The sequence below is a fragment of the Nocardiopsis alborubida genome, assembly GCF_012396365.1.
GTDB classification, from domain to species: Bacteria; Actinomycetota; Actinomycetes; order Streptosporangiales; family Streptosporangiaceae; genus Nocardiopsis; species Nocardiopsis alborubida.
The window spans coordinates 1-20,550 of sequence record NZ_JAAXPG010000022.1 but is presented as its reverse complement, the minus strand read 5'-3'; the positions used below and the strand labels follow the sequence as shown (position 1 = coordinate 20,550).

Genomic DNA, 20,550 nt, shown 5'->3' with positions numbered 1-20,550 from the left:
CCCCTCTCCCCTCCCCCGGTCACCTCTCCCCCGGAGTCCTCCCACGTGCTTCCTCCCGACACTCCCCCGAGCGCGCCGCTGACCATCGGCGAACAGACCGAGATGCTCATCGACGGTGATGACAAGGTCAGCCCCGCGACCTTCCCCGTGCCCACCCCCTCCCCCGACTACATCGAGACCCTGGCCTCCGACCTGCGCAGCGCCGGGGAGTCGGTCGGCGACACCGGCAACGACATCACGTCCGCCTGGAGCGGGCTGAGGTCCCACTACAAGGCTCCCGAGGCGGAACACCTCTACTCCGTGCTCGAACCGGTGGCCGCTGACGGCGACACGGTCTCGACCGACCTCGGCCACGCCGCGAGCGCGCTGGAGACCTTCGCCGCCGACCTGCGCGACATCAAGTCCCGCTGGTCCGGTCTGAGAGCCGAGGCCTTCGAGTTCCGGGCCCGCATCGACGCGAAGGGCGAGGACTGGCGCAAGGCAGAGGGCGTGGCCGGCTTCTTCGGGATCGGCGAGCACCCCGACGTCGCGGAGAACAAGCGCCTCATCGAGGACGGCACACGCATCATCGAGGACTATGCGGACGCCGAGCTCGCCTGCGCCAACGCCATCAACCGGTTCGTCCCCGACCGCACCCCGTTCGAGAAGACGCCCTCCGGCGACGGCGCCCTCGATCCCGACGTGTTCTACCACGGCTACGACGAGGACCTGTCGGACCTGGCCACCGAGTGGGGCGTGAGCGGGGCCGCCGTCGACGAGAGCTGGTTGGTCGACGGCTGGGACGCGGTGTGGGACTTCGGTGTCGGGGCGGTCGAGGGCACCGGCGCGATGCTGGGCATGCACAGCTCCGAGGGCTGGTTCAACATGTCCTGGGGCGACGCCCTGTACGAGTACCACGAGAGCAACATCCAGTCCGTGGCCTCGCTGGTGGGCATGTACGACGCCGAGTCCGACAGCTACGGCTGGTCGGGCTGGGACACCGTCGGCTCGGCGTGGAAGGACCTGGCCCACTCGGTGGTGCCCTGGGAGGAGTGGGGCGAGCGTCCCGGCTACGTGATCGGCACCGCCGTGCTCAACATCGGCGTCACCGCCCTCGGCGCCGCGCTGTCGGCCACCGGTGTGGGCGCGGCGGTCGGCGTGCCGCTGATGGCCTGGCGCGGCATGGCCATCGTGGACGGCATGGGCGGTCGCGGCGGTGACAGCGGATCCGGTAGCTCGACGGACGTCGATGTGGACCTGCCCGCGGGCGTCCCCACCTTCGGGGGCAGCGGTGCCCCCGTCGTGCGGATCGACACCAGTGTCTTCAACCCCGACGGACTCAGTCCGCAGCAGCTGGGTGACCTGAGGGGGTCCCTGGACCGCTTGCAGAGGATCACGAACGACCCCGCCGACGGCTCGCACGCGGACGGGTCTCCTCCGCCGCAGTCCGCGCCCGTCCAGGGTGACAGCGATCCCTCCGAATCGAGGAGGACCACCGCACGACCGATCGCAGACCGGGAGACCGAGGCGAACGAGAGACCTTCCAGGGCCGAACCCGAAACCGACCGTGCCGGGGCGGACGACGAACAGGCCCTCCTTGAGGAGGCTTCCGGGGAAGAGCGCGGCAGCTCTCCCGTACCGGTGATCGAGGACACCTCGGACACCTCCCACCGGCCCTCGCCGACCGAGAGCGGTTCCCAGGACCCGACCGCCGAGCAGCTCAGCGAGAGCGACAGGCTGCTGCGACAGGTCAACGGCATGTTCACGGCTGAGGACCACGCGAACTTCCAGGTCAACCAACGCGCCGAGACCGCCTTGTACGAGGGCGACCGTGCCACCGTGGACCCGGATTCCTCTCCCTTGAAGGACTCCCAGGTCGCGGAGAGGTACGGGCTGGACGGCCGCGCGAACGCCGCGTTCTCCGACATGCGTGCGGTGGCGAGCGACTACCCCCATGTGAATTGGGAGGGAGGCCCCGGCGACGGACGGGACGGACACGGCGGCCGCGACGAGCCCGAGGCCGACAGGGAGTACGCGACGACGGCACCGCGTCCCGACGCCGACACCGCGAGCGCGCAGAAGCCGATTCCGCACGGCCAGGTCCAGCACGTGAACCTGGGGGACAGCAGCGGCCACCGGGTCGACGCCTCAAGGATCGGTGCGCCTGACGCGCGGAGCGGCTCCGATGCAGGGTTCCGGCACGACCGCGGCGCCGACGTGGAGACCCGTCGCCCGGTCGCCGTCAACAGGGCTGACTCCGTGCCGGGCGGCGACGGCGGCTCCGATGTTGACACGCCTCCTCGGGGCGAGGTCTCCAACAATACGAACAGAACTGAGGAGCAGCATTCAACACCGAATCATGGTGACCGCGACAGGATGGAGGAGCGCCAGAAAAGTACGCCGACGGCTACCACCGACCGACGCGAGAACACGAGGTCTGACACAGACCTCTCAGGTTCACACGAGGATTCGGCTGCGTCCTCCCAGACCCCGCGTCGGCCAGGGGAAAACCTCTTGGAGGCGGACGTTGAGACTCACATGTCTCACCACCGAGGAACGTCCGGGCAGGGAGAAGGGCTCACCGGAAGGCTAGCCGACGAATTTATCATTAAGAAGCTTTCCCTGAAACCAGATATGGATTGGATGGACTTCGCGGGTAAATTCATTGGCCTTCTCAACAAGAGCCCAGATGGTCTATTTTCTGAATATTATCAGAAGAACGGCCACAGGCACTCGATAGAGCGCCAGATCCTGGGAATGACGATCCCCATGATCACTCGCGCAAAAGAAGGCCTTCCCTGGATTGTCAAAGAGAGCCTCCCGAGCCCCAGAAAACCTGATTACAGGTTCCCGGGAAAGCGAGTCACCATCCCACGGGACTCCAGCCACCACGCGATCGGGAAAATCGACTTCCTTGCCAAGGAGCGATTTGACGCCGTCGAGAGCAACCGGAAATCCAGAGAGGACGTGGAAAAACAAAAAAAGGCCTATCCAAATAACGCCGGACCCGAGAACGATCACCCTAAAGTCGTCGCCGCACAGGAAAGACAGTCATTGGATCGAGCCGCCGTAAGCGTCTCCAGTGAGATGTACGGTGAGACCACCGCCGCCGCAGCGGTTCCCAAACTTTTTGATGGCAATACCAAAGTCACCGTTTTCTTCGAGAACAAGGAGACAGGAGAAAAAGAGACAAAAGAAATAAAGCTTCCAGAGGTTATCGATGACAAGCCGCTTCCCAAGTTCGACACAGCCCCCGATAGCGGAAACTACCAGTTTGACCAGATCTGGCCTGCCAAGGATGGAAAATTTGTCATCGTAGAAGCCAAGGGAGACAAAGACACATCCCTTGGAGAACGAACAGTCGGGGACGGAAAAAATACTAAGCGAATATCACAGGGGACACACGCTTACCTCAAGGCAACTTTCAGCAACATGAAGGAGCGAGGACTTGAGGACAAGACGAACGGAAAAAAGCCGAATGAGTGGGACATGGCAGAAAAACTAGAAAAAGCACTGGCAGAAAGAAAGCTGTACTATACTGAGGTTAAGGCGATGACCGACAACTCCGGAAGGCACTCAGGCCTCACTTTCGGCCTCTACGATCTTTCGAACAAGAACTAGAAACGGGCACAATGATAAATATTCCTCGCCATGACCCCTCCAAGCCCTTCTATCAGAAGTTCATGGAAGACAGCGCCACCAGAAGAAAGGAACAGGTGGCATGGCTGGTACGTGATCCCTCCCTTGCCGATTTTCCACTTGAAAACATCCGCCGCGAGGCGGCCATAAGCCTGGCAGTCGATCCTGACTCCAAAAACCTGATCACATGGGAGTCGTGGTCAACCTACATGCAGGCCACTGAAGCGCTCTTCGCCGCGAGCACTGCCCCCCGAGGTGATCACGTTGAACGACTGATCGACCAGGAGGTGCGCGACCTACCCTCGGTCGAGCCATCCCACTTCACTGATGCAGGGAACTGGGAGACAGCATTCTTTCTCGCCCTCACCTGCCGAGACGAAAATCGTGTTCGCTTCCTCTGCAATATCCCCGTGGAACTCCTCAAGGAGGCGGGGGAAAGCGATGGAGGAGCCTACGACGAATTTCTCTACTACTGGATCTCGGCGCTGCAGGACTTCATCCTGGACCGCCCCACCCTGGTAGAGAACCTCACAAAAGCCCTGGAACTTTCCACACCCGGACAGGCGGACATTTCCTCGTCGGAAACGCTAGATAAACTAGTCTTCCCACCGATGAACACGCTTCTACGGCTTGCGCAACGCGACAGTGAAGAGTTCAACAAGGGCCTCGCCCAGGGGCTTCGTCTTTTTCACGATTACTACACCGCCACTGAAGAACGCTCCAAGGACCTTAACGGTGTCGTACCCCTAGCACTCCTTGCACTCGCATGCCTCGCCTGCGATATCAGTGACACCGATCCCGACTTCCATTTCGAGGTCGAGTCCGATTATCTTCCTAAGCACATTATCCGGCAGTCCTGGTACGGTGAATTCCCTATCTGAGGCCCTTCCCAACTGGTCGAATCCTGACATGCTGGAAGCCATCACCACCCCGAGGGGACCCCGTTGAACCACGATCCCGTCGCAATCCTCATCGAGAGCCCCGAACGATCCCCCTAAGAAAAAGCCAGAGATTGACATTCCACATCGAGCGTCACGACATCAGCAATCCCAACTACGAGGGTAGTATCGCCAGGGTTCCCGAAAGGCGTAAGTTCTATGTGCAGTGGCTGATCGACTCACCCTTTGATGCTGGAGGCCCCCTGGCCGGGGTACAAGACCAAGCCGAGTTGTGTCTGGCCATGGACACCGACGTGGACAGGCTGGAAACCTGGGAGGCCTGGGTCACCTATATGCAGATGAGCGAGGCGACTCTCGCCGTCTCCACCGCCGAACCGGGCACCCAGCTCACGCGGATGATCAACCACCAGGAACGCACCCTGACCGCGGTCGAACCCGACTACTTCACGAACGCCAGTAACTGGCTGACCGCGTTCTACCTGGCGGTGACCTGCCGCGACCAGGAACGCTACCGCTCCCTGTGCGAGATCCCCACCGAGCTCCTGCGACAAGCCGGGGAGAGCCGGGGAAGCCAGTACAACCCCTACATCTACCACCTGATCGAAGCCTTGCAGGCCTTCGTCCTCAACCGCCCCGGCCTGGGAGAACACCTCTTCAAGGCCATGGAACTGTCCGACCCCGCGAATGCGGAGATCGGCACTGCTGAAGTCCTCAACAAGCTCACCTTCCCGCCGTTGAACACCCTGATGCACCTGGTGCGGCGTAACAGTGACAAGTTCAACGAAGCACTGGCAGAAGGGCTGGAACTGTTCCGCTCCTTCCACACAGCCACGCCCGAACGCGCTGAAGAACTGGACGGCGGAACCTCCATTCCTCTCCTGGCTCTGGCCTGCCTGGCCTACGACACCGCCGGGCAGGATCCAGACTTTCACTTTGACGTTGAATCCGGTTACCTGCCCAAGCACATCCTCCAACGCAGCTGGTACGGAGAGTTCCCCATCTGACCGACCTGCACATACCACCGATACCAGCATGCTCAACGAGCGCTGTGACTCCATTAAGCTGGAGAGGTTCGCGCTAGTGCGGTGGCTGCAAGGGTTCACCAGTCCAGCACTGACCCGCGTGATCTTGTACTTATAGCGAGGTTGGACGGTCGAGACTCGCTACAAGTACAAGATCATCCCGGAGGAAACCCCCTGATTCACACCGGCAACAGATCCGATCAGCCCACTAGCCCAACCTTCTCCAGCCCCGAATCCAGGGAAGGAAAAACTATTCCCTGGCTGTTTCATAAGCCCTGGGAAAACTTCTGCTGCACCGCTGATGAGGAGCACACCAAGGAAACCACATGAGGTTCTTCGACATTAGAGCGGAAGAAGAATGACACTCTACATCCCCAGCCACGACCTCTCCCACCGCGTGGAACCCAACCACTGGGAGTCAAGCGAAAACAATCGAAATGAATGGTCTTCGATTCTAGAGTCGAATCCTGAGTCGGTTGACCTCGCGCTGGGGTCTTTGCACATGGACGTGATGTTCAGTACCGCCGCAGACCCCGGGGTGGAGCGGCTGGAATCCTGGCAGGCGTGGACCACCGACATGCAGATGTACCATGCTCTTTTCGCAGTGGAAACCAACCCGCCGGGAGCCGACCTGGAGTTGATGGTCCACCACAAAATTCGCCGCCCCAAGGCCACCGGGCCTTCCTATGCCGCCAGTGCCAGCAACTGGACCACTGCCTTCTTCCTCGCGGTCATCTGCCGTGACCAGAAGCGCTACCGGGAACTATGCGAAATCTCCGTGGACCTCCTGCGAGAGGCTGGGGAAAGCGAGGGCGCCCAGTACAACCCCTTCACCTACCACTGGATCTCCGCACTCCAGGCCTTCGTCCTCAACCGCCCCGGCCTGGGCGAGGAACTCCTGGCCGCGATGGAGCTGTCCACCCCCGACCGCGTCGACTTCGGTGACACCGAACTCCTCGACAAACTCGTCTTCCCACCGATGAACGCCTTCCTGCGTCTGGTGGAGCGCGACAGCGACAAGTTCAACGAGGCCCTTGCTCAAGGCGTGGCACTGCACGCGGACTACTACACCGCCAACGAGAGCCGGGCCAACGACATCGAGGGTGTAGTCCCGCTCGGTCTCCTCGCCATGGCCTGCCTGGCCTACGACACCGCCGAGAGCGACCCCGACTTCCACCTCGACGTGGAGTCCGGCTACCTACCCAAGCGCCTCGTCGAGCGCAACTGGTACGGGGAGTTCCCCATCTGAGCGACCAGGCCCCGGCCCCGCCCCACCGCACCGACCCCACCCCTGTGAAGGAACCCCGTTGAGCCACGACGTCGTCGCCCTCCTCGCCGAGAGCCCCAGCCGCCGCTCCCTCCTGGACGCGCTGGTCGCCGCCGGACCCAAGCTGCGGGTCCGGCTAGTGGCCGAGGGCACCGTGGTGCAGCTGCGCGACGACTCCGACCGCCTGGTGATCGCCATGCAGGCGGCGCAGCGGCTCGCGGTGTCGGCGGAGGCCGACCGCCTCCTGGGCGACGGGATCACCGACGACCTGCCCGCGCAGCCGCTGTGGGTCGAGGTCCGCGGAACGGAACTGGCGGACACCGACACGGCGGCGACGGCACGCCGGTTCGCCCGCTGCCTGGTCGAACGGCACGGCGGGGCGGTGTGGGAACCGGAGCCGCGGCTTCCCCGGGACGACGCGCACCTGCTGGGAGCGACCGACCATCCGGCGGTGAGCACGGTGACCGGGGCGAACGCCGTCCTGGTGCAGGACCGGCCGGTGGTCCCCCTGTCCAGCTGGTTCGTGGACGCGCTGGCCGAGCACGGCCGCCAGGAGCGGGGCCTACAGGTGGTCACCCCGTCCACGAGCGTCATCACCCACGCGCTGCGCTGGTTCCTGAGCCGCCCCCGCGCCACGTGGGTCGTGCGCGCCCCGGACGGGCGCTACTACGACGGCTTCAACGGCCTGCCGCTGGTGTGGGACGCCGAGACCGGCTTCGTTCCCGACCCCAGGGTGAACGCGGAGGACGGTCCCAACCAGGCCTTCCGGGCCTCGGCCGACGAGGAACCGGGTACCCACCTGCACGTGGACCTGAGCGTCGACCACCCCGTCGGCCACGGCCTGGTGCTGGGCACCACCGTGGAACTGCTCGCCGAGCGCCTGGCCGGAGGCGCGCCCGCGGTGTGGGGCGTCTCCGAGCCCCTGACCAGGGCGTGGGACACCGAGCGGGTCACGGCCATGGCGCGGCGCCGCTCCCCGGGTGAGACCCTGCTGGCCTTCGCCGGACAGCCCGGAGGCGTCCGGGAGGAGGGGGCGCGTCCCCTGGCGGGGAGCCTGCGGGTGTCACGCACGCCGTCGGGGGTACGCGAGCGGATCCTGTTCTCGGTGGGGTACCGGCCGGGTGAGAGGCCCGACCTGGACGCACTCGACCCCCTGGTGCGCGAGCTGACCGAGCGGGACGGTCTGCGCAGCATGACCGTGCACCGCGCCCTCGGGCGCGCCGACCTGACGTACGCGCCCCGGTGGGCGGGCGTGTCCGTCCCGGTCGGGCTGGCCGTGGGGCCGGAGGGGGTCCTGGAGGCGGGACGGGAACGGGCGCTGGCCGCGCCGGTTCCGGGTGTCGCCTTCGGTCCGCCCATGGCCCCACTGGTCTGGTACCGGATCGGGGACGGGGACGAACCCGACGCCTGGAACCGCTTCCGGGAGCTGATGGAGCATCTCGAACCCGAGACGGCGTCCACGCCCTGACCGAGCACACCGTCCCCGAAGGCTCAAGACACCTCCGAGTGCCGAAGGTCCCGATCGTGCGCTGAGGCCCCGCCCTGCCCTGGGAACCCCGGCCGGGGCTCACAGGGATCACGGGCTCCCCCGGTTCCCCCTGCTCCCCCGGCTCAGCCGTTGATCAGCGCGTCGGCGTGCTCGGGGCTCAGGCAGTGCTCGATCACCATGACCGCCGCGCCGATCACGCCCGCGCTCTCTCCCGCCACGGACGAGACGATGCTCAGGTGCTCGGTGGCCAGCGGCAGCGACCGCTGGTAGATGATCTCCCGTACCCCGGCGAGCAGGTGGTCCCCGGCCAGGGCGAGCGCGCCGCCGATGACGATGACCGACGGGTTGAACATGTTCACCGACGCGGCGAGCACCTCGCCGATGTCGCGGCCCGCCTGGCGCAGCGCGCGCAGGGCGGGCACCGACCCGTTGCGGGACAGCTCGACCACGGCGCGGGCGCCGCTCGCGGGCACGCCCTCGGCGGTGAGCGCGGCGGCCAGTGCGGCGCCGCTGGCCACGGCCTCCAGGCAGCCGGTGTTGCCGCAGCGGCAGGGCCGCTCGTCGCCGCTGGGGACGTGGATGTGCCCCATGTCCCCGGCCGCGCCCTGCGCGCCCCGGTAGACGCTGCCCTCGCTGACGATGCCGCAGCCGATGCCCGTGGCGACCTTGACGAACATCAGGTGGCTGGCCTCAGGCCAGGCCGTGTGGTGCTCCCCGATCGCCATGATGTTGACGTCGTTGTCCACCAGGACCGGCACGTCGAGCCGGTCGTGGACGTAGCCGGGCACGTCGAAGTTGTCCCACCCCGGCATGATCGGCGGGTTCACCGCGCGTCCGGTGGTGTGCTGGACCGGGCCGGGCAGGCCGATGCCCAGGCCGAGCAGTTCGTCCACCCGCCGGTCCGCGCCCCCCAGCAGGCCCCGGCCCCGGTTCACGACCCAGTCCAGGACGTGCTCGGGACCCAGGGCGATGTCCAGGTCGGCGCGCTCCTCGGCGAGCACGGTCCCCGACATGTCGGTGAGGGCCAGGCGGGCGTGGGTGGCGCCCAGGTCGGCGGCCAGGACCACGCGGGCGTCGGGCTGGAACGAGAAGGTGGTGGGCGGCCGGCCCCCGGTGGAGACGGCCTCTCCTGCGGGTCCGATGAGTCCGCTGGCGAGCAGGGCGTCCACGCGCTGGGTGACGGTCGAGCGGGCCAGACCGGTGACCGAGGCCAGCTCCGAGCGGGTGCGCGGTCGGCCGTCGCGCAGGAGTCGGAGCAGGGTGCCCGCACCGGGTGCGGTGGTCGGAGCGACGGCCGGGCCGGGTCGTCCCTCCGCATGGGTCAGCGCGTCTTCCGTCATGCGAACAGTGAAGCACAGGATCTATTGACTGTCCGTCATCCGTCTATTGCAGATAGATCCTACGACTTTTGCTTGACGATCGACAGAAGTCCGGCGTACCGTTCGAAGCATGTCAGTGAGTAAGGTCACAAGCCTGGGTGAGGCAGCGGATCCCGGGTCGACCGCCCCCAACGCCTACCGCGCCGCGGTGATCGGCACCGGCTTCATGGGCCGAGTCCATTCCCACGCCGTCCGCGCCGCGGGAGGCGAGGTCGTCGGGGTCGCGGGCTCCTCCCCCGACAAGGCCGAACAGTTCCGCACCGCGCACGGCCTCGCCCGGTCCCACGCCGACGCCCTCGAACTCGTCCGCAGCGACGACGTGGACGTGGTCCACGTGTGCACTCCCAACCACCTGCACGCGCCGCTGAGCCTGGCCGCCCTGGCCGCCGGCAAGCACGTCGTGTGCGAGAAGCCCCTGGCCACCGACGCCGACACCGCCCGCGAGCTGGTCCGGGCCGCGGCGGAGGCCGAGCGGGTCGCCGTCGTCCCCTTCGCCTACCGCTTCCACCCCATGGCCCGCGAGGCGCGCGCCCGCGTGGCCTCGGGCTCCATCGGCCGCGTCAGCCTCGCCCACGGCGGCTACCTCCAGGACTGGCTCCTGTACCCGGACGAGGACAACTGGCGGGTGGACCCCGAACTGGGCGGCCCCACCCGCGCGTTCGGGGACATCGGCTCGCACTGGTGCGACATGCTGGAGTTCGTCACCGGCGACCGCATCACCTCGGTCAGCGCCCAGACCTCGCGGATCAACGACACCCGCGCCGGGCACTCGGTGGCCACCGAGGACCTGGTGGCCTTCCAGTTCTCCACCGCGGGGGGCGTGGTCGGCAGCGCCGTCATCAGCCAGGTCTCCCCCGGCCGCAAGAACCGTCTCGTGCTGGAGGTCTCCGGCACCGAGGGCACCCTGCTCTTCGACCAGGAGCGGCCCGAGACCCTCTGGGCGGGCGGCCGGGGCCGCACCTGCACCATCAGCCGCGACGACCCCGAACTGAGCGCCGACGCCGCGCGCCTGTCCACGACCCCAGTCGGCCACCCGCAGGGCTACCAGGACTGCTTCAACGCGCTCGTGGCCGACACCGGGGCCGCCATCGCCGGGCAGACCCCCGAGGGCCTGCCGGTGTTCGCCGACGGCCTGCGCGCCGCCGTCCTGGCCGAGGCCGTCCTGACCTCGGCCCGGGAACGCCGCTGGGTCGACGTGCCGGAGGTGGACGGGGCATGAGCGGCCCGCCCCTGCTCCGCATGAGCGGCATCACCAAGTCGTTCCTGGGCGTGCGCGTCCTGCACGGGATCGATCTGGAGCTCCACCCCGGCGAGCTGCACGCCCTGGTCGGCGAGAACGGCGCGGGCAAGTCCACCCTGATGAAGGTGCTGGCCGGGGTGCACCGGGCGGACGGGGGCACGGTCGAACTGGAGGGCGGGGCCGTCTCCTTCGAGCACCCCGTCCAGGCCCAGCGCGCGGGCGTGACCACGGTCTTCCAGGAGTTCAACCTCCTGCCCGACCGCACCGTCGCCGAGAACGTCTTCCTCGGCCGGGAGATCCGCCGCCGCGGCCTGGTGGACGGCCGGGCCATGGAGCGGGCCACCGCCGAACTGCTCGCCGAACTCGACCTGGAGGGCATCGACCCCCGGGCCCGGGTGCGGTCGCTGTCGGTGGCCGAGCAGCAGATCGTGGAGATCGTCAAGGCGCTCTCGCACGACGCGCGCATCATCTCCATGGACGAGCCGACCGCCGCGCTGGCCGACCACGAGGTGGAGGTCCTCTACCGGATCATCGGCCGCCTGCGCGAACGCGGTGTGGCGGTGCTGTACGTGTCGCACCGCATGCGGGAGATCTTCGACCTGGCCGACACCATCACCGTGCTCAAGGACGGCCACCTGGTCGACACCGTCCCCGCCGGCGAGATCGGTCCGGCCGAGCTGGTCCGCAAGATGGTGGGGCGCCCGGTCTCGGCGGTCTTCCCCGAGCGCCTGGAACCGCACGGCGAGCACGTGGGCCGGGTGCGGCTGTCGGTCACCGCCGGCGGCAACACCCAGCTGGACGGGATCGGCTTCGAGGTGCGCGGCGGCGAGATCCTGGGCCTGGGCGGGCTCCAGGGCAGCGGGCGCACCGAGGTCGCCCACGCCCTCTTCGGCGTCGAACGCTTCACCCGGGGCGAGGTCCGCGTGGACGGGCGGCGGGTCGATCCGCGCTCACCGCGCACGGCGGTGCGCGCCGGTCTGGTGCTGGTCACCGAGGACCGCAAGGCGCAGGGGCTGGCGCTGAACCAGTCGGTGGCGGCCAACGGCCGCCTGGTCCTGGACGCGGTCTGGCCCCTGGGCTCCGCCCGCGGGGCCCGGCGGCTGCCCGGCATCCTCTCCTCCCTGGAGCTGGTGGCGCGCGGCGGCCAGGACCAGGAGGTCCGGTACCTGTCCGGCGGCAACCAGCAGAAGGTCGTGCTGGCCAAGTGGCTGGCCGCCGAACCCGGCGTGATGGTGCTCGACGAGCCCACGCGCGGCATCGACGTGGGCGCCAAGCAGGCCGTCTACCGGCTCATGCGCGAGCTGGCCGCGGCCGGTGTGGCGATCGTGCTCATCTCCTCCGAGCTGCCCGAGCTGATCGGCATGTCCGACCGGCTGGTCGTCCTCCGGGACGGCCGGGTGGCGGGCGAGCTGCCCGGCGGTGCCGCCGAGGAGGCGGTCATGGCGGTGGCCACCGGATCGCCGCACCCGGGCGGCCCCGTCCCGCCCGCCTCCGGGAAGGCCCCGGCCGCCGCTTCACCGCGCTCGGACGACCCGACCCCACCGCCCCCCGGGGAGAACGGGGCGGACGCCCGCCGCCCCCGCGCGTCGGCCGACGACGCCTCCCCCGGCGCCCCGTCCCCCGGGACCGACGGCGGCGGCTCCCCCGCACGGCACGAGGAGGCCGCCCCGTGACACGCACACCGACCTCGCTCCTCCGGAGCCTGCGCGCCCGGACGGGCACCACCGGGCTGGTCTACCTGGCCCTGGTGCTGCTGCTCGCGGTCAGCGCGGCCTTCGTGGCCGCCCGGGGCGGCAACCTGCTCACCACCGCCAACACCGTCGACCTGCTGACCCGCAGCAGCCTGCTGGGCTTCCTGGCCATCGGGATGACCCTCGTCATCCTGTGCCGCTCCCTGGACCTGTCGGTCGGCTACGTGGCCGCCCTGTCCACCGTGGTCGCGGCCACCACCATGGCGGGCGACCCCTCCCGGATCGTGCTCGGCGTGGCCGCCGCGCTCGGCCTGGCCGCGCTGATCGGACTGGTCAACGGGCTGGTGGTCACGGGACTGCGGGTCAACCCCTTCATCGCCACCCTGGGCATGGGACTGGTGATCAAGGGCTACCTGGACACGAACTTCCAGGGCCCGGCCGGAGCGGTTCCCCCCGCCTTCCAGGCCTTCGGCTACACCCGGATCGGCGTGCTGCCCGTCTCCACCCTGGTCATGCTGGGCGTGGCGGTGGCGGCGGTGCTGTTCCTGAGCCGCACCCGGATGGGCTACCACATCTACGCCGTCGGCGGCGACGCCGACGTGGCCCGGCTCTCCGGGGTCCGCTCCGGGGTGCCCACGGTCACCGCGCACGTGCTGTGCTCGGTCACCGCCGGTGTGGCCGGTCTGCTGCTGGCCGCCCGGTTCGGCACCGGCAGCGCCACCGTCTACTCCGGGGGCTACGAACTGGAGGCCATCGCGGCCGTGGTGCTGGGCGGGACCTACCTGCTCGGCGGGCGCGGCGGCGTGGCCGGGACGGTGGCGGGGGTGCTCATCCTCGCCACGCTCGACACCGTGTTCAACGTGCTGGCGGTCGACCCGTTCGTCAAGGACGTGCTGCGCGGCGTCATCGTCATCGCCGCCGTGGCCGTCTACGCCCGCGGCGGGCGCTCCGCCGCGCGGACGCGCTTCCCCTCCGGCGGCGCGCCGCCGCCCTCCCCCGTGCCGCGGCCCGCCCCGGACACCGGGGCCGCCCCCGATCCGGACCCCGGGCCGGGGTCCGCACCGCAACCCCTCGGAGGCCGTCGATGACCCCGACCCCCACCCAGGACACGCGCGGCCCGGCAGAGTCGCGCGGGCCCGAGTCGCGCGGCCCGGGTCCGCTGGCGGCGCTGGCCGCGCTGGGCCGGGGCGGCACGGCGACCGTCGCCCTGCTGCTGGCGCTGATCTTCGTGGTGATCGCCACCCAGAACCCCTCGTTCTTCGAGGGGCCGCCGCTGATGGCCTTCGCCAAGAAGGCCGCACCGCTGGTGATCCTGGCCATCGGCCAGTACCTGGTGATCGTCTCCGGGGAGTTCGACCTGTCGGTCGGCTCCCTGGTGGGCGCGCAGGTGGTGGTCGCGGCCCGCCTCATCGACGGCGACGAGGCCATGACCCTGCCGGTGATCGGCCTCATGCTGGTCTTCGGCCTGGTCGTGGGCCTGGTCAACGGCCTGGTGACCACACTGCTGCGGGTGCCGTCGATCATCACCACGCTCGGCACGATGCTCATCCTGTTCGGCGCCGTGCGCTACTGGACCGGCGGGGCTCCCACCGGCGCCCTGTCGGAGTCCTTCCGCGTGTTCGGGCGGCACGGGATCGAGGGCGTGCCCGTCCTCGGCGAGATCCCGTGGGCGCTGCTCATCGCGCTGGTGCTGGCGGCGGGCGCGGTGGTGCTCATGCGCTCGCCCTACGGCCGCTCCCTCCTGGCGACGGGCGACAACGACGTCGCCGCCGGGTTCTCGGGGGTGCGGGTGTGGCGGGTGCGCACCGCGGCCTTCGTCGGCTCCTCCCTCATGGCCACCGTCGCCGCCGTCCTCATCGGCGGGTACGCCGGGGTCACCGCGCAGGTCGGCGACGGGCTGGAGTTCACCGCGATCACCGCCGTGGTCCTGGGCGGGGTGGTGCTGGGCGGCGGGCGCGGCACCGTGGTCGCCGCCGTCCTGGGCGCCCTGACCGTGGAGGCCCTGTTCACGCTGTTCAACCAGCTGTACCTGCCCTCGACGCTCCAGCCCACGGTGCAGGGGCTCATCATCATCGCCGCGGTGGCCTACGCCGCCCGCCGGGGCGACCTTCGACTGCCGGAGCGCCTGCGACGGCGACCGGACCATCCGACCGAGCGGTCGCTCGGCACTTCCAGGAGGTAACCATGCGCGTCCCCCGCGTGCTGCTCGCCGGCGCCGCCGGCCTGACCCTGATGCTCACGGCGTGTACGACGGACGCCCCCACCGACGCCCCCGAGGAGGCGGGCGCCGAGCTCACCCCCGACGGGGAGTGGTTCGACGAGGCCGAGTTCGAGGCCCAGCTGGCCCAGCGCGAGATCACCCCGGAGGGCCCCGAGGACCAGCCCTGGCTCCAGGCGATCGAGCCCGAGTGGATCGACACCTCGGAGTTCACGCACGACGCGCCCGAGGACGCGACGCTGTGCTTCTCCAACGCCTCGGTGTCCAACCCCTGGCGCGTCACCGGCTTCATCACCATGGAGCAGCAGGTGGAGGCGCTCCAGGAGGAGGGGCGCATCGGCGAGTTCCGGGTGTCGGACGCCGCCGACGACGACAACCAGCAGATCTCCGACATCCAGGCCTTCGTGGACTCCGGGGACTGCGACGTCATCATCATCTCCCCCTCCACCACCGCGACCCTGACCCCGGCGGTGGAGACCGCCTGCGAGAGCGGCGTCCCGGTCGTGGTCTTCGACCGCGGCGTGAACAGCGACTGCATGGTCACGTTCATCCACCCGATCGGCGGCTACGCCTACGGCGCGGACGCGGCCGAGTTCCTGGTCGAGGAGCTGGAGCCCGGCTCGACCGTGCTGGCGCTGCGCATCCTGCCCGGCGTGGACGTGCTCGAACACCGCTGGGCGGCGGCCCAGGAGATCTTCGCCGACAGCGAGCTGGAGGTGCTCGGCCACGAGTTCACCGAGGGCGACGGCGCCATGATCAAGGACCTGGTCTCCCAGCACCTCCAGCGCGGCGAGGTCGACGGCATCTGGATGGACGCCGGGGACGGCGCCGTGGCGGCTCTGGAGGCCTTCGAGGACGCGGGCCAGCCCTACCCGGTCATCTCCGGGGAGGACGAGCTGAGCTTCATGCGCAAGTGGCAGGAGGAGGAGCTCACCGCGATCGCGCCCGTCTACTCCAACTTCCAGTGGCGGACCCCGGTCCTGGCCGCCGGCATGATCCTCGCCGGCGAGGAGGTGCCCTCGGAGTGGATCCTGCCGCAGGAGCCGATCCGCGCAGACGAGCTGGACGAGTACCTGGAGCGCAACGCGGAGATGCCGTCCCTGCACTACGCGAAGTTCGGCGGCGAGGACCTGCCGGGCTTCCCCGAGGCCTGGACGGACCGGTAGATGCGCGCGCTGGGGGTCAACACCTGGGTGTGGACGTCGCCGCTGACCGACGCCGCGCTGGAGCGGATCGCGCCCCGCGTGGCGGAGTGGGGGTTCGACGTGATCGAGCTCCCCGTGGAGAACGCGGGCGACTGGGACCCCCGGCGCGCCCGGGCCCTGCTGGACGGGCTGGGCCTGACGGCCAGCGTCGTCCTGGTCATGGGGCCGGGCCGGGAGCTGGTCGCGACCGACGCGGCCACCCGCTCGGCCACGCAGGACTACCTCAGGCGGGTCGTGGACGCGGCCGCGGCGGTGGGCTCCCCCGTCGCCGCCGGTCCGGCCTACGCCTCGGTCGGCCGCACCTGGCGGATGTCCCCGCGTGAGCGGGCGGGGATCGGCGCGGAGCTGACCGAGGCGCTGGCCCCCGTGGTCGGGCACTGCTCGGACGCGGGGGTCCGCCTGGCGGTGGAGCCGCTCAACCGGTACGAGACGAGCGTGCTCAACACGGTGGACCAGGGGCTGGAGATGCTGGCCGACCTGCCCGAGGAGCACTGCGGGCTGGCCCTGGACGTGTACCACATGAACATCGAGGAGCGGGACGTGGCGGCGGCCGTGCGGCGCGCCGCGGGCAGGGTGGCGCACGTGCAGGTGTGCGCGAACGACCGCGGCACCCCCGGGGCCGACCACCTGGACTGGAGCGCGATCCTCGGCGCGCTCGGCGACGCGGGGTACGGAGGACCCCTGGTGATCGAGTCGTTCACGGCGGACAATGCCAGCATCGCCACGGCGGCCTCCGTCTGGCGACCGTTGGCGGCGACCCAGGACGCGATCGCCGTCGACGGCCTGGCCTTCCTTCGCGCCCTGAGCCGACGAGAGGAGCCGCCGTGCAGGTAGGCGGTGCTTCCCGGGGGCTCCGGTCCGCCCGTACAGGGGCGGTCGGGCCCCGCGGAGGACGGGACCCGGTCGCCGTGTCCGCACCGCGGCCGCCGGTGCCCTCGGGTCAGGAGGAAACGTCCACCACCCCCGCTCGGTGCCGCGCTCGCCGGAAAGCGCTGACTGAGGTAGGGCGGCTCCATCCCCACGAGGAGACGTCACCATGCCCGCTCGCAAGTCCCCCTCCGCCGCCGGATCCGAGTTCCCGGACCCGGTGGCGGACACCCCCGCCACCTGGTGGCTGACCGGGGTGTCGTTCGCGGTGGCCGGTGCCGCCGTCGCCTCCGCCGTGTTCCTCGGCGGGAACGGCGCGAACGGCGCCTCCGCCGCGCCGCAGGCCCCGGCGGACCACCCCGACGCCGAACAGGTCGGCTCACTGCTCGCCCACACCCGCACGGCCCACGAGGGACTCGTCCCCGTGGTGGAGGACATGGAGGAGTTCCTGCCCACCGACGGATCGCATCCGCCCCTGGAGCTGACCGAGGCCTCAGTGGTCAACTCCTGGCGCACCGAGGTCCAGGACGCCTCGGTGCACTTCGGCGAGGTCCCCGAGTCCGGTGGCGCCCACCGGACCGCGCACGCGGGCCTGGTCTCCTCCGTCCGGCTGCTGTCCATGTCGGTCGACACCTACGCCAAGGCCGCGCTGGTCCAGGACGAGGACCTGCGCATGGACGTCCTGCACATCGCCATGGAACTGCGCGACCAGGCGGTCGTGTCGTGGTCGGTGGCCGCCACGCACCTGGACGCGGTCAGCGTGGACACCGGTCACGGCCACGTCCACCTGTACCTGCCCGCCGCCCCCGACAGCGGCGCCCTCACGCCCGACGGCGCCGATGAGGGCGCGGGCCCCGAGGACGCCGGGGAGGGCTCCGGCGGCGGACACGACCACTGACCACGAAACCCCCTACTCCAGGAGGAGACGAAGATGCCGCGACCAGTCACCCTGTTCACCGGACAGTGGGCCGACCTGCCCTTCGAGGAGGTGTGCTCCCTGGCCTCCTCGTGGGGCTACGACGGTCTGGAGCTCGCCTGCTGGGGCGACCACCTCGACGTCACCCGGGCCGCCGTGGACGACGACTACGTGCGCGACCGGCTGGACACGCTCAAACGCCACGGGCTGGGCCTGTGGGCGATCTCCAACCACCTGCTGGGCCAGGCCGTCTGCGACGACCCGATCGACCACCGACACCGCGACATCCTGCCCGCGCGGGTGTGGGGCGACGGCGAGCCCGAGGGCGTGCGCCAGCGGGCGGCCGAGGAGATGAGGACCACCGCCCGCGCCGCCGCCAGGCTCGGCGTGTCCACCGTGGTGGGCTTCACGGGCTCGGCCGTCTGGAAGTACGTGGCGATGTTCCCGCCGGTGGGCGAGGACGTCATCGAGGCCGGGTACCGCGACTTCGCCGACCGGTGGAACCCGATCCTGGACGTGTTCGACGAGGTGGGGGTGCGCTTCGCGCACGAGGTGCACCCCTCCGAGATCGCCTACGACTACTGGTCCACCCAGAGGGCGCTGGAGGCGGTGGGCCACCGCCCGGCCTTCGGCCTGAACTGGGACCCCAGCCACATGGTGTGGCAGGACATCGACCCGGTCGGGTTCCTGTGGGACTTCCGGGACCGGATCTACCACGTGGACTGCAAGGACGCCCGCAAGCGGGTGGGCAACGGCCGCAACGGGCGGCTGGGCTCCCACCTGCCGTGGGGCGACCCGCGACGGGGCTGGGACTTCGTCTCGACCGGCCACGGCGACGTGCCCTGGGAGGACTGCTTCCGCACGTTGAACGCGATCGACTACCAGGGGCCGATCTCGGTGGAGTGGGAGGACGCGGGCATGGACCGGCTGGTCGGGGCGGCCGAGGCGGTGGACTTCGTGCGCTCCCACGCCTACGACCCGCCCGAGGCGTCGTTCGACTCCGCCTTCGGGTCGGACTGACCCGGACCCAGGCGCGGCGGCGGGGCGGCGCGTACCGGGGACCCCCTCCATCGTGGGGCGGGGTCAGATCATCGGGGCGATGACCACCCGGTAGTGCCCCCCGTCCGCGGTGGAGACGTCGCGGCGGAAGTCGTTGACCCGGTTGACGGAGCCCTGCACCGCGCTGTCGTCGAAGGCCGCGGTGTCCACCCCGGGCAGGTGCTCGCGGATGAAGGACACCGCCTCCTGGACGGACATGGCGGTGTCCTTCTGCTCTGGGGTGACACGCAGTCCGTTGTCGGTGAGACGGCTGATAACGACCCGGAACATGTGCTGTCTCCCTAGGGTGCCGGGGGGCGGACACCGGCATTCTGCCCCATCGCCTCCCCGGCTGGGAATCCTCCGGGAGGACGGGTGCGCCGGGGCGGCCCGCCCGGTCACACCTCCAGGTCCGCCTCGATGCCCTTGAGGCGGTGCCTGGCCAGGGCGAGGTTGCCCCGGGATCGGTCCAGGGCCAGGTAGAGGAAGAGGCCCTGCCCCTTGCGGCTGGTGAGGGGCCGGATGATGTGGTACTGCCCGGACAGGGTGATGAGGATGTCCTCGATCGCGTCGTTGAGCCCCAGCTGGTCCATGGTGCGCATCTTCGCGCGGACCACCTCGGTGTTCCCCGCGGCGGCCACGGTGAGGTCCAGGGAGTTGGTGGAGGTGAGGGTGCCCAGCGCCATTCCGCTGCTGTAGTCGACGACGGCGGCGCCCACCGCCCCGTCGATCTCCATCATGTCCTTGAGCCCGGCTTCGATGTTCGGCATGTCCTTCTCTCTCCTTGACGTGGTTCGGCGCGGCGCCCTGCGGTCGGCGATCCAGCGGCGCAGACCGGAGGCGCCTCGGCGGGGCTGCCCACCGGTCACGCGGCCACCGGCCGGGGGCCGTCGACGGACAGCGTCCGCAGCGCGGTGAGCACGCGTTCCAGCACCTTGCGGTCCACGGACGTGGCCGCCGGCGCGGTGGGGCGGGGCAGGTCCCGCCGGGGCGGGCGGTCGGTGTCGTCGCGGGGAGGCGGCACCCTCGCCGTGCGCACCAGGTCGCGCAGCCGCCGCAGGGCGAAGCCGAGGCTGCCCTCCGTGCGGCCCATCCGCACCCGTACGCACAGGTCGGAGCCCTCCACGACGGCGAACAGCACGTGGTGGTCGGTGTCGGTGACGACGACGTCCTCCACCCGCTGGCCGGCGCACAGAGGCCCTTCCCGGACGGCCCTGAGGATCGCCGCCGCGTCCGCGGCCGGATCGTCGGCGCCGGCGTGGGCGAGGACGCGCCCTCGCCGCCAGTCCACGAGGCAGGCACTGCGCACCCCCGGCGTCTGGAGCATCTCCCGCAACTGCTGGTCGAAGCGCACGTCGGTCCTTTGCGAAGGCTGGGGCCGTGACTTGCGTCGGCCCGCGACGAATCAGGCTAACTGTCCTTTGCGGACATCACGAGAATAGGCGCCACACGTTCACGCCGCAGCCTTTTCAGTGATTTATTATGTTATGCCTGACCGGAAGGGGTGAGAGGAATCCGAAAGGAGAGCGAAGAGGCACCGGCGCGTGTTTCGCCCCGCGAAGAAAGGCGATCGGGCGGAGTGTCGCGTGCGGTCACCTTTTCTCCCCGGAGGGGGCTTCGGGACCTCGGTCACGGGTCGCGCCGGTGAGGGGATGACGGGGCGGGGGCCGCGGGCGGACCGGTCTCCCGGGAGGGCGGGGA

17 protein-coding genes are annotated in these 20,550 nt (G+C 69.6%); 13 read left to right on the top strand and 4 right to left on the bottom strand.

The window, feature by feature from the left end; translation table 11 throughout:
- Nucleotides 1-45 precede the first annotated feature (45 nt).
- From HGB44_RS21575 to HGB44_RS21555, 5 genes are all read left to right on the top strand, one after another.
- Complete coding sequence (locus tag HGB44_RS21575) at nucleotides 46-3,600, top strand: hypothetical protein (protein WP_061079939.1); 3,555 nt, start codon at nucleotides 46-48, stop codon at nucleotides 3,598-3,600.
- 62 nt (nucleotides 3,601-3,662) lie between these two features.
- A complete protein-coding gene (locus HGB44_RS21570; protein ID WP_082768296.1) occupies nucleotides 3,663-4,499 on the top strand; it encodes an immunity 49 family protein in 837 nt (278 codons plus the stop codon).
- Nucleotides 4,500-4,630: 131 nt separating this feature from the next.
- On the top strand, nucleotides 4,631-5,521 hold the full coding sequence (locus HGB44_RS21565) for an immunity 49 family protein (protein WP_061079940.1): 891 nt from the start codon (nucleotides 4,631-4,633) through the stop codon (nucleotides 5,519-5,521).
- Between the two features lie 520 nt (nucleotides 5,522-6,041).
- Nucleotides 6,042-6,788, top strand: a complete 747-nt coding sequence (locus HGB44_RS21560) for an immunity 49 family protein (RefSeq protein WP_231972376.1) — start codon at nucleotides 6,042-6,044, stop codon at nucleotides 6,786-6,788.
- A 58-nt stretch (nucleotides 6,789-6,846) separates the two neighbouring features.
- A complete protein-coding gene (locus HGB44_RS21555) occupies nucleotides 6,847-8,274 on the top strand; it encodes a DUF6177 family protein (protein WP_061079941.1) in 1,428 nt (475 codons plus the stop codon).
- Nucleotides 8,275-8,417: 143 nt separating this feature from the next.
- On the opposite strand, the gene HGB44_RS21550 is transcribed toward HGB44_RS21555, so the two are convergent.
- Nucleotides 8,418-9,635 carry an ROK family transcriptional regulator gene (locus HGB44_RS21550; protein ID WP_061079942.1) on the bottom strand — a complete coding sequence of 406 codons (1,218 nt, stop codon included), beginning with the start codon at nucleotides 9,633-9,635 and terminating at the stop codon, nucleotides 8,418-8,420.
- Between the two features lie 115 nt (nucleotides 9,636-9,750).
- Here HGB44_RS21550 and HGB44_RS21545 point away from each other — a divergent pair, with 115 nt between their 5' ends.
- The 8 genes from HGB44_RS21545 to HGB44_RS21510 all read left to right on the top strand — a co-directional run bounded on the left by HGB44_RS21545 (nucleotide 9,751) and on the right by HGB44_RS21510 (nucleotide 18,831).
- Nucleotides 9,751-10,893 (top strand): Gfo/Idh/MocA family protein, encoded by a 1,143-nt coding sequence (locus HGB44_RS21545; protein WP_061079943.1) that lies wholly within the window; start codon nucleotides 9,751-9,753, stop codon nucleotides 10,891-10,893.
- Nucleotides 10,890-12,587: a sugar ABC transporter ATP-binding protein gene (locus HGB44_RS21540; protein ID WP_061079944.1), complete on the top strand. Its 1,698-nt coding sequence runs from the start codon at nucleotides 10,890-10,892 to the stop codon at nucleotides 12,585-12,587. The genes HGB44_RS21545 and HGB44_RS21540 overlap by 4 nt, the downstream gene beginning before the upstream one ends.
- Nucleotides 12,584-13,693 (top strand): ABC transporter permease, encoded by a 1,110-nt coding sequence (locus HGB44_RS21535; RefSeq protein WP_061079945.1) that lies wholly within the window; start codon nucleotides 12,584-12,586, stop codon nucleotides 13,691-13,693. The genes HGB44_RS21540 and HGB44_RS21535 overlap by 4 nt, the downstream gene beginning before the upstream one ends.
- Nucleotides 13,690-14,787 carry an ABC transporter permease gene (locus HGB44_RS21530; RefSeq protein ID WP_082768294.1) on the top strand — a complete coding sequence of 366 codons (1,098 nt, stop codon included), beginning with the start codon at nucleotides 13,690-13,692 and terminating at the stop codon, nucleotides 14,785-14,787. The genes HGB44_RS21535 and HGB44_RS21530 overlap by 4 nt, the downstream gene beginning before the upstream one ends.
- A gap of 2 nt (nucleotides 14,788-14,789) precedes the next feature.
- On the top strand, nucleotides 14,790-15,989 hold the full coding sequence (locus HGB44_RS21525; protein ID WP_061079946.1) for a substrate-binding domain-containing protein: 1,200 nt from the start codon (nucleotides 14,790-14,792) through the stop codon (nucleotides 15,987-15,989).
- A complete protein-coding gene (locus tag HGB44_RS21520; RefSeq protein WP_061079947.1) occupies nucleotides 15,990-16,862 on the top strand; it encodes a sugar phosphate isomerase/epimerase family protein in 873 nt (290 codons plus the stop codon).
- Between the two features lie 202 nt (nucleotides 16,863-17,064).
- The gene (locus HGB44_RS21515; protein ID WP_061079948.1) at nucleotides 17,065-17,793 is read left to right on the top strand and encodes a hypothetical protein; all 729 of its coding nucleotides are present in this window, start codon (nucleotides 17,065-17,067) and stop codon (nucleotides 17,791-17,793) included.
- Nucleotides 17,794-17,826: 33 nt separating this feature from the next.
- Nucleotides 17,827-18,831, top strand: a complete 1,005-nt coding sequence (locus HGB44_RS21510) for a sugar phosphate isomerase/epimerase family protein (RefSeq protein ID WP_017563966.1) — start codon at nucleotides 17,827-17,829, stop codon at nucleotides 18,829-18,831.
- A gap of 63 nt (nucleotides 18,832-18,894) precedes the next feature.
- On the opposite strand, the gene HGB44_RS21505 is transcribed toward HGB44_RS21510, so the two are convergent.
- From HGB44_RS21505 to HGB44_RS21495, 3 genes are all read right to left on the bottom strand, one after another.
- On the bottom strand, nucleotides 18,895-19,140 hold the full coding sequence (locus HGB44_RS21505; protein WP_061079949.1) for a hypothetical protein: 246 nt from the start codon (nucleotides 19,138-19,140) through the stop codon (nucleotides 18,895-18,897).
- 107 nt (nucleotides 19,141-19,247) lie between these two features.
- A complete protein-coding gene (locus tag HGB44_RS21500; RefSeq protein ID WP_061079950.1) occupies nucleotides 19,248-19,619 on the bottom strand; it encodes a hypothetical protein in 372 nt (123 codons plus the stop codon).
- A gap of 95 nt (nucleotides 19,620-19,714) precedes the next feature.
- Nucleotides 19,715-20,203: a hypothetical protein gene (locus tag HGB44_RS21495; RefSeq protein ID WP_061079951.1), complete on the bottom strand. Its 489-nt coding sequence runs from the start codon at nucleotides 20,201-20,203 to the stop codon at nucleotides 19,715-19,717.
- Nucleotides 20,204-20,550: the final 347 nt, after the last annotated feature.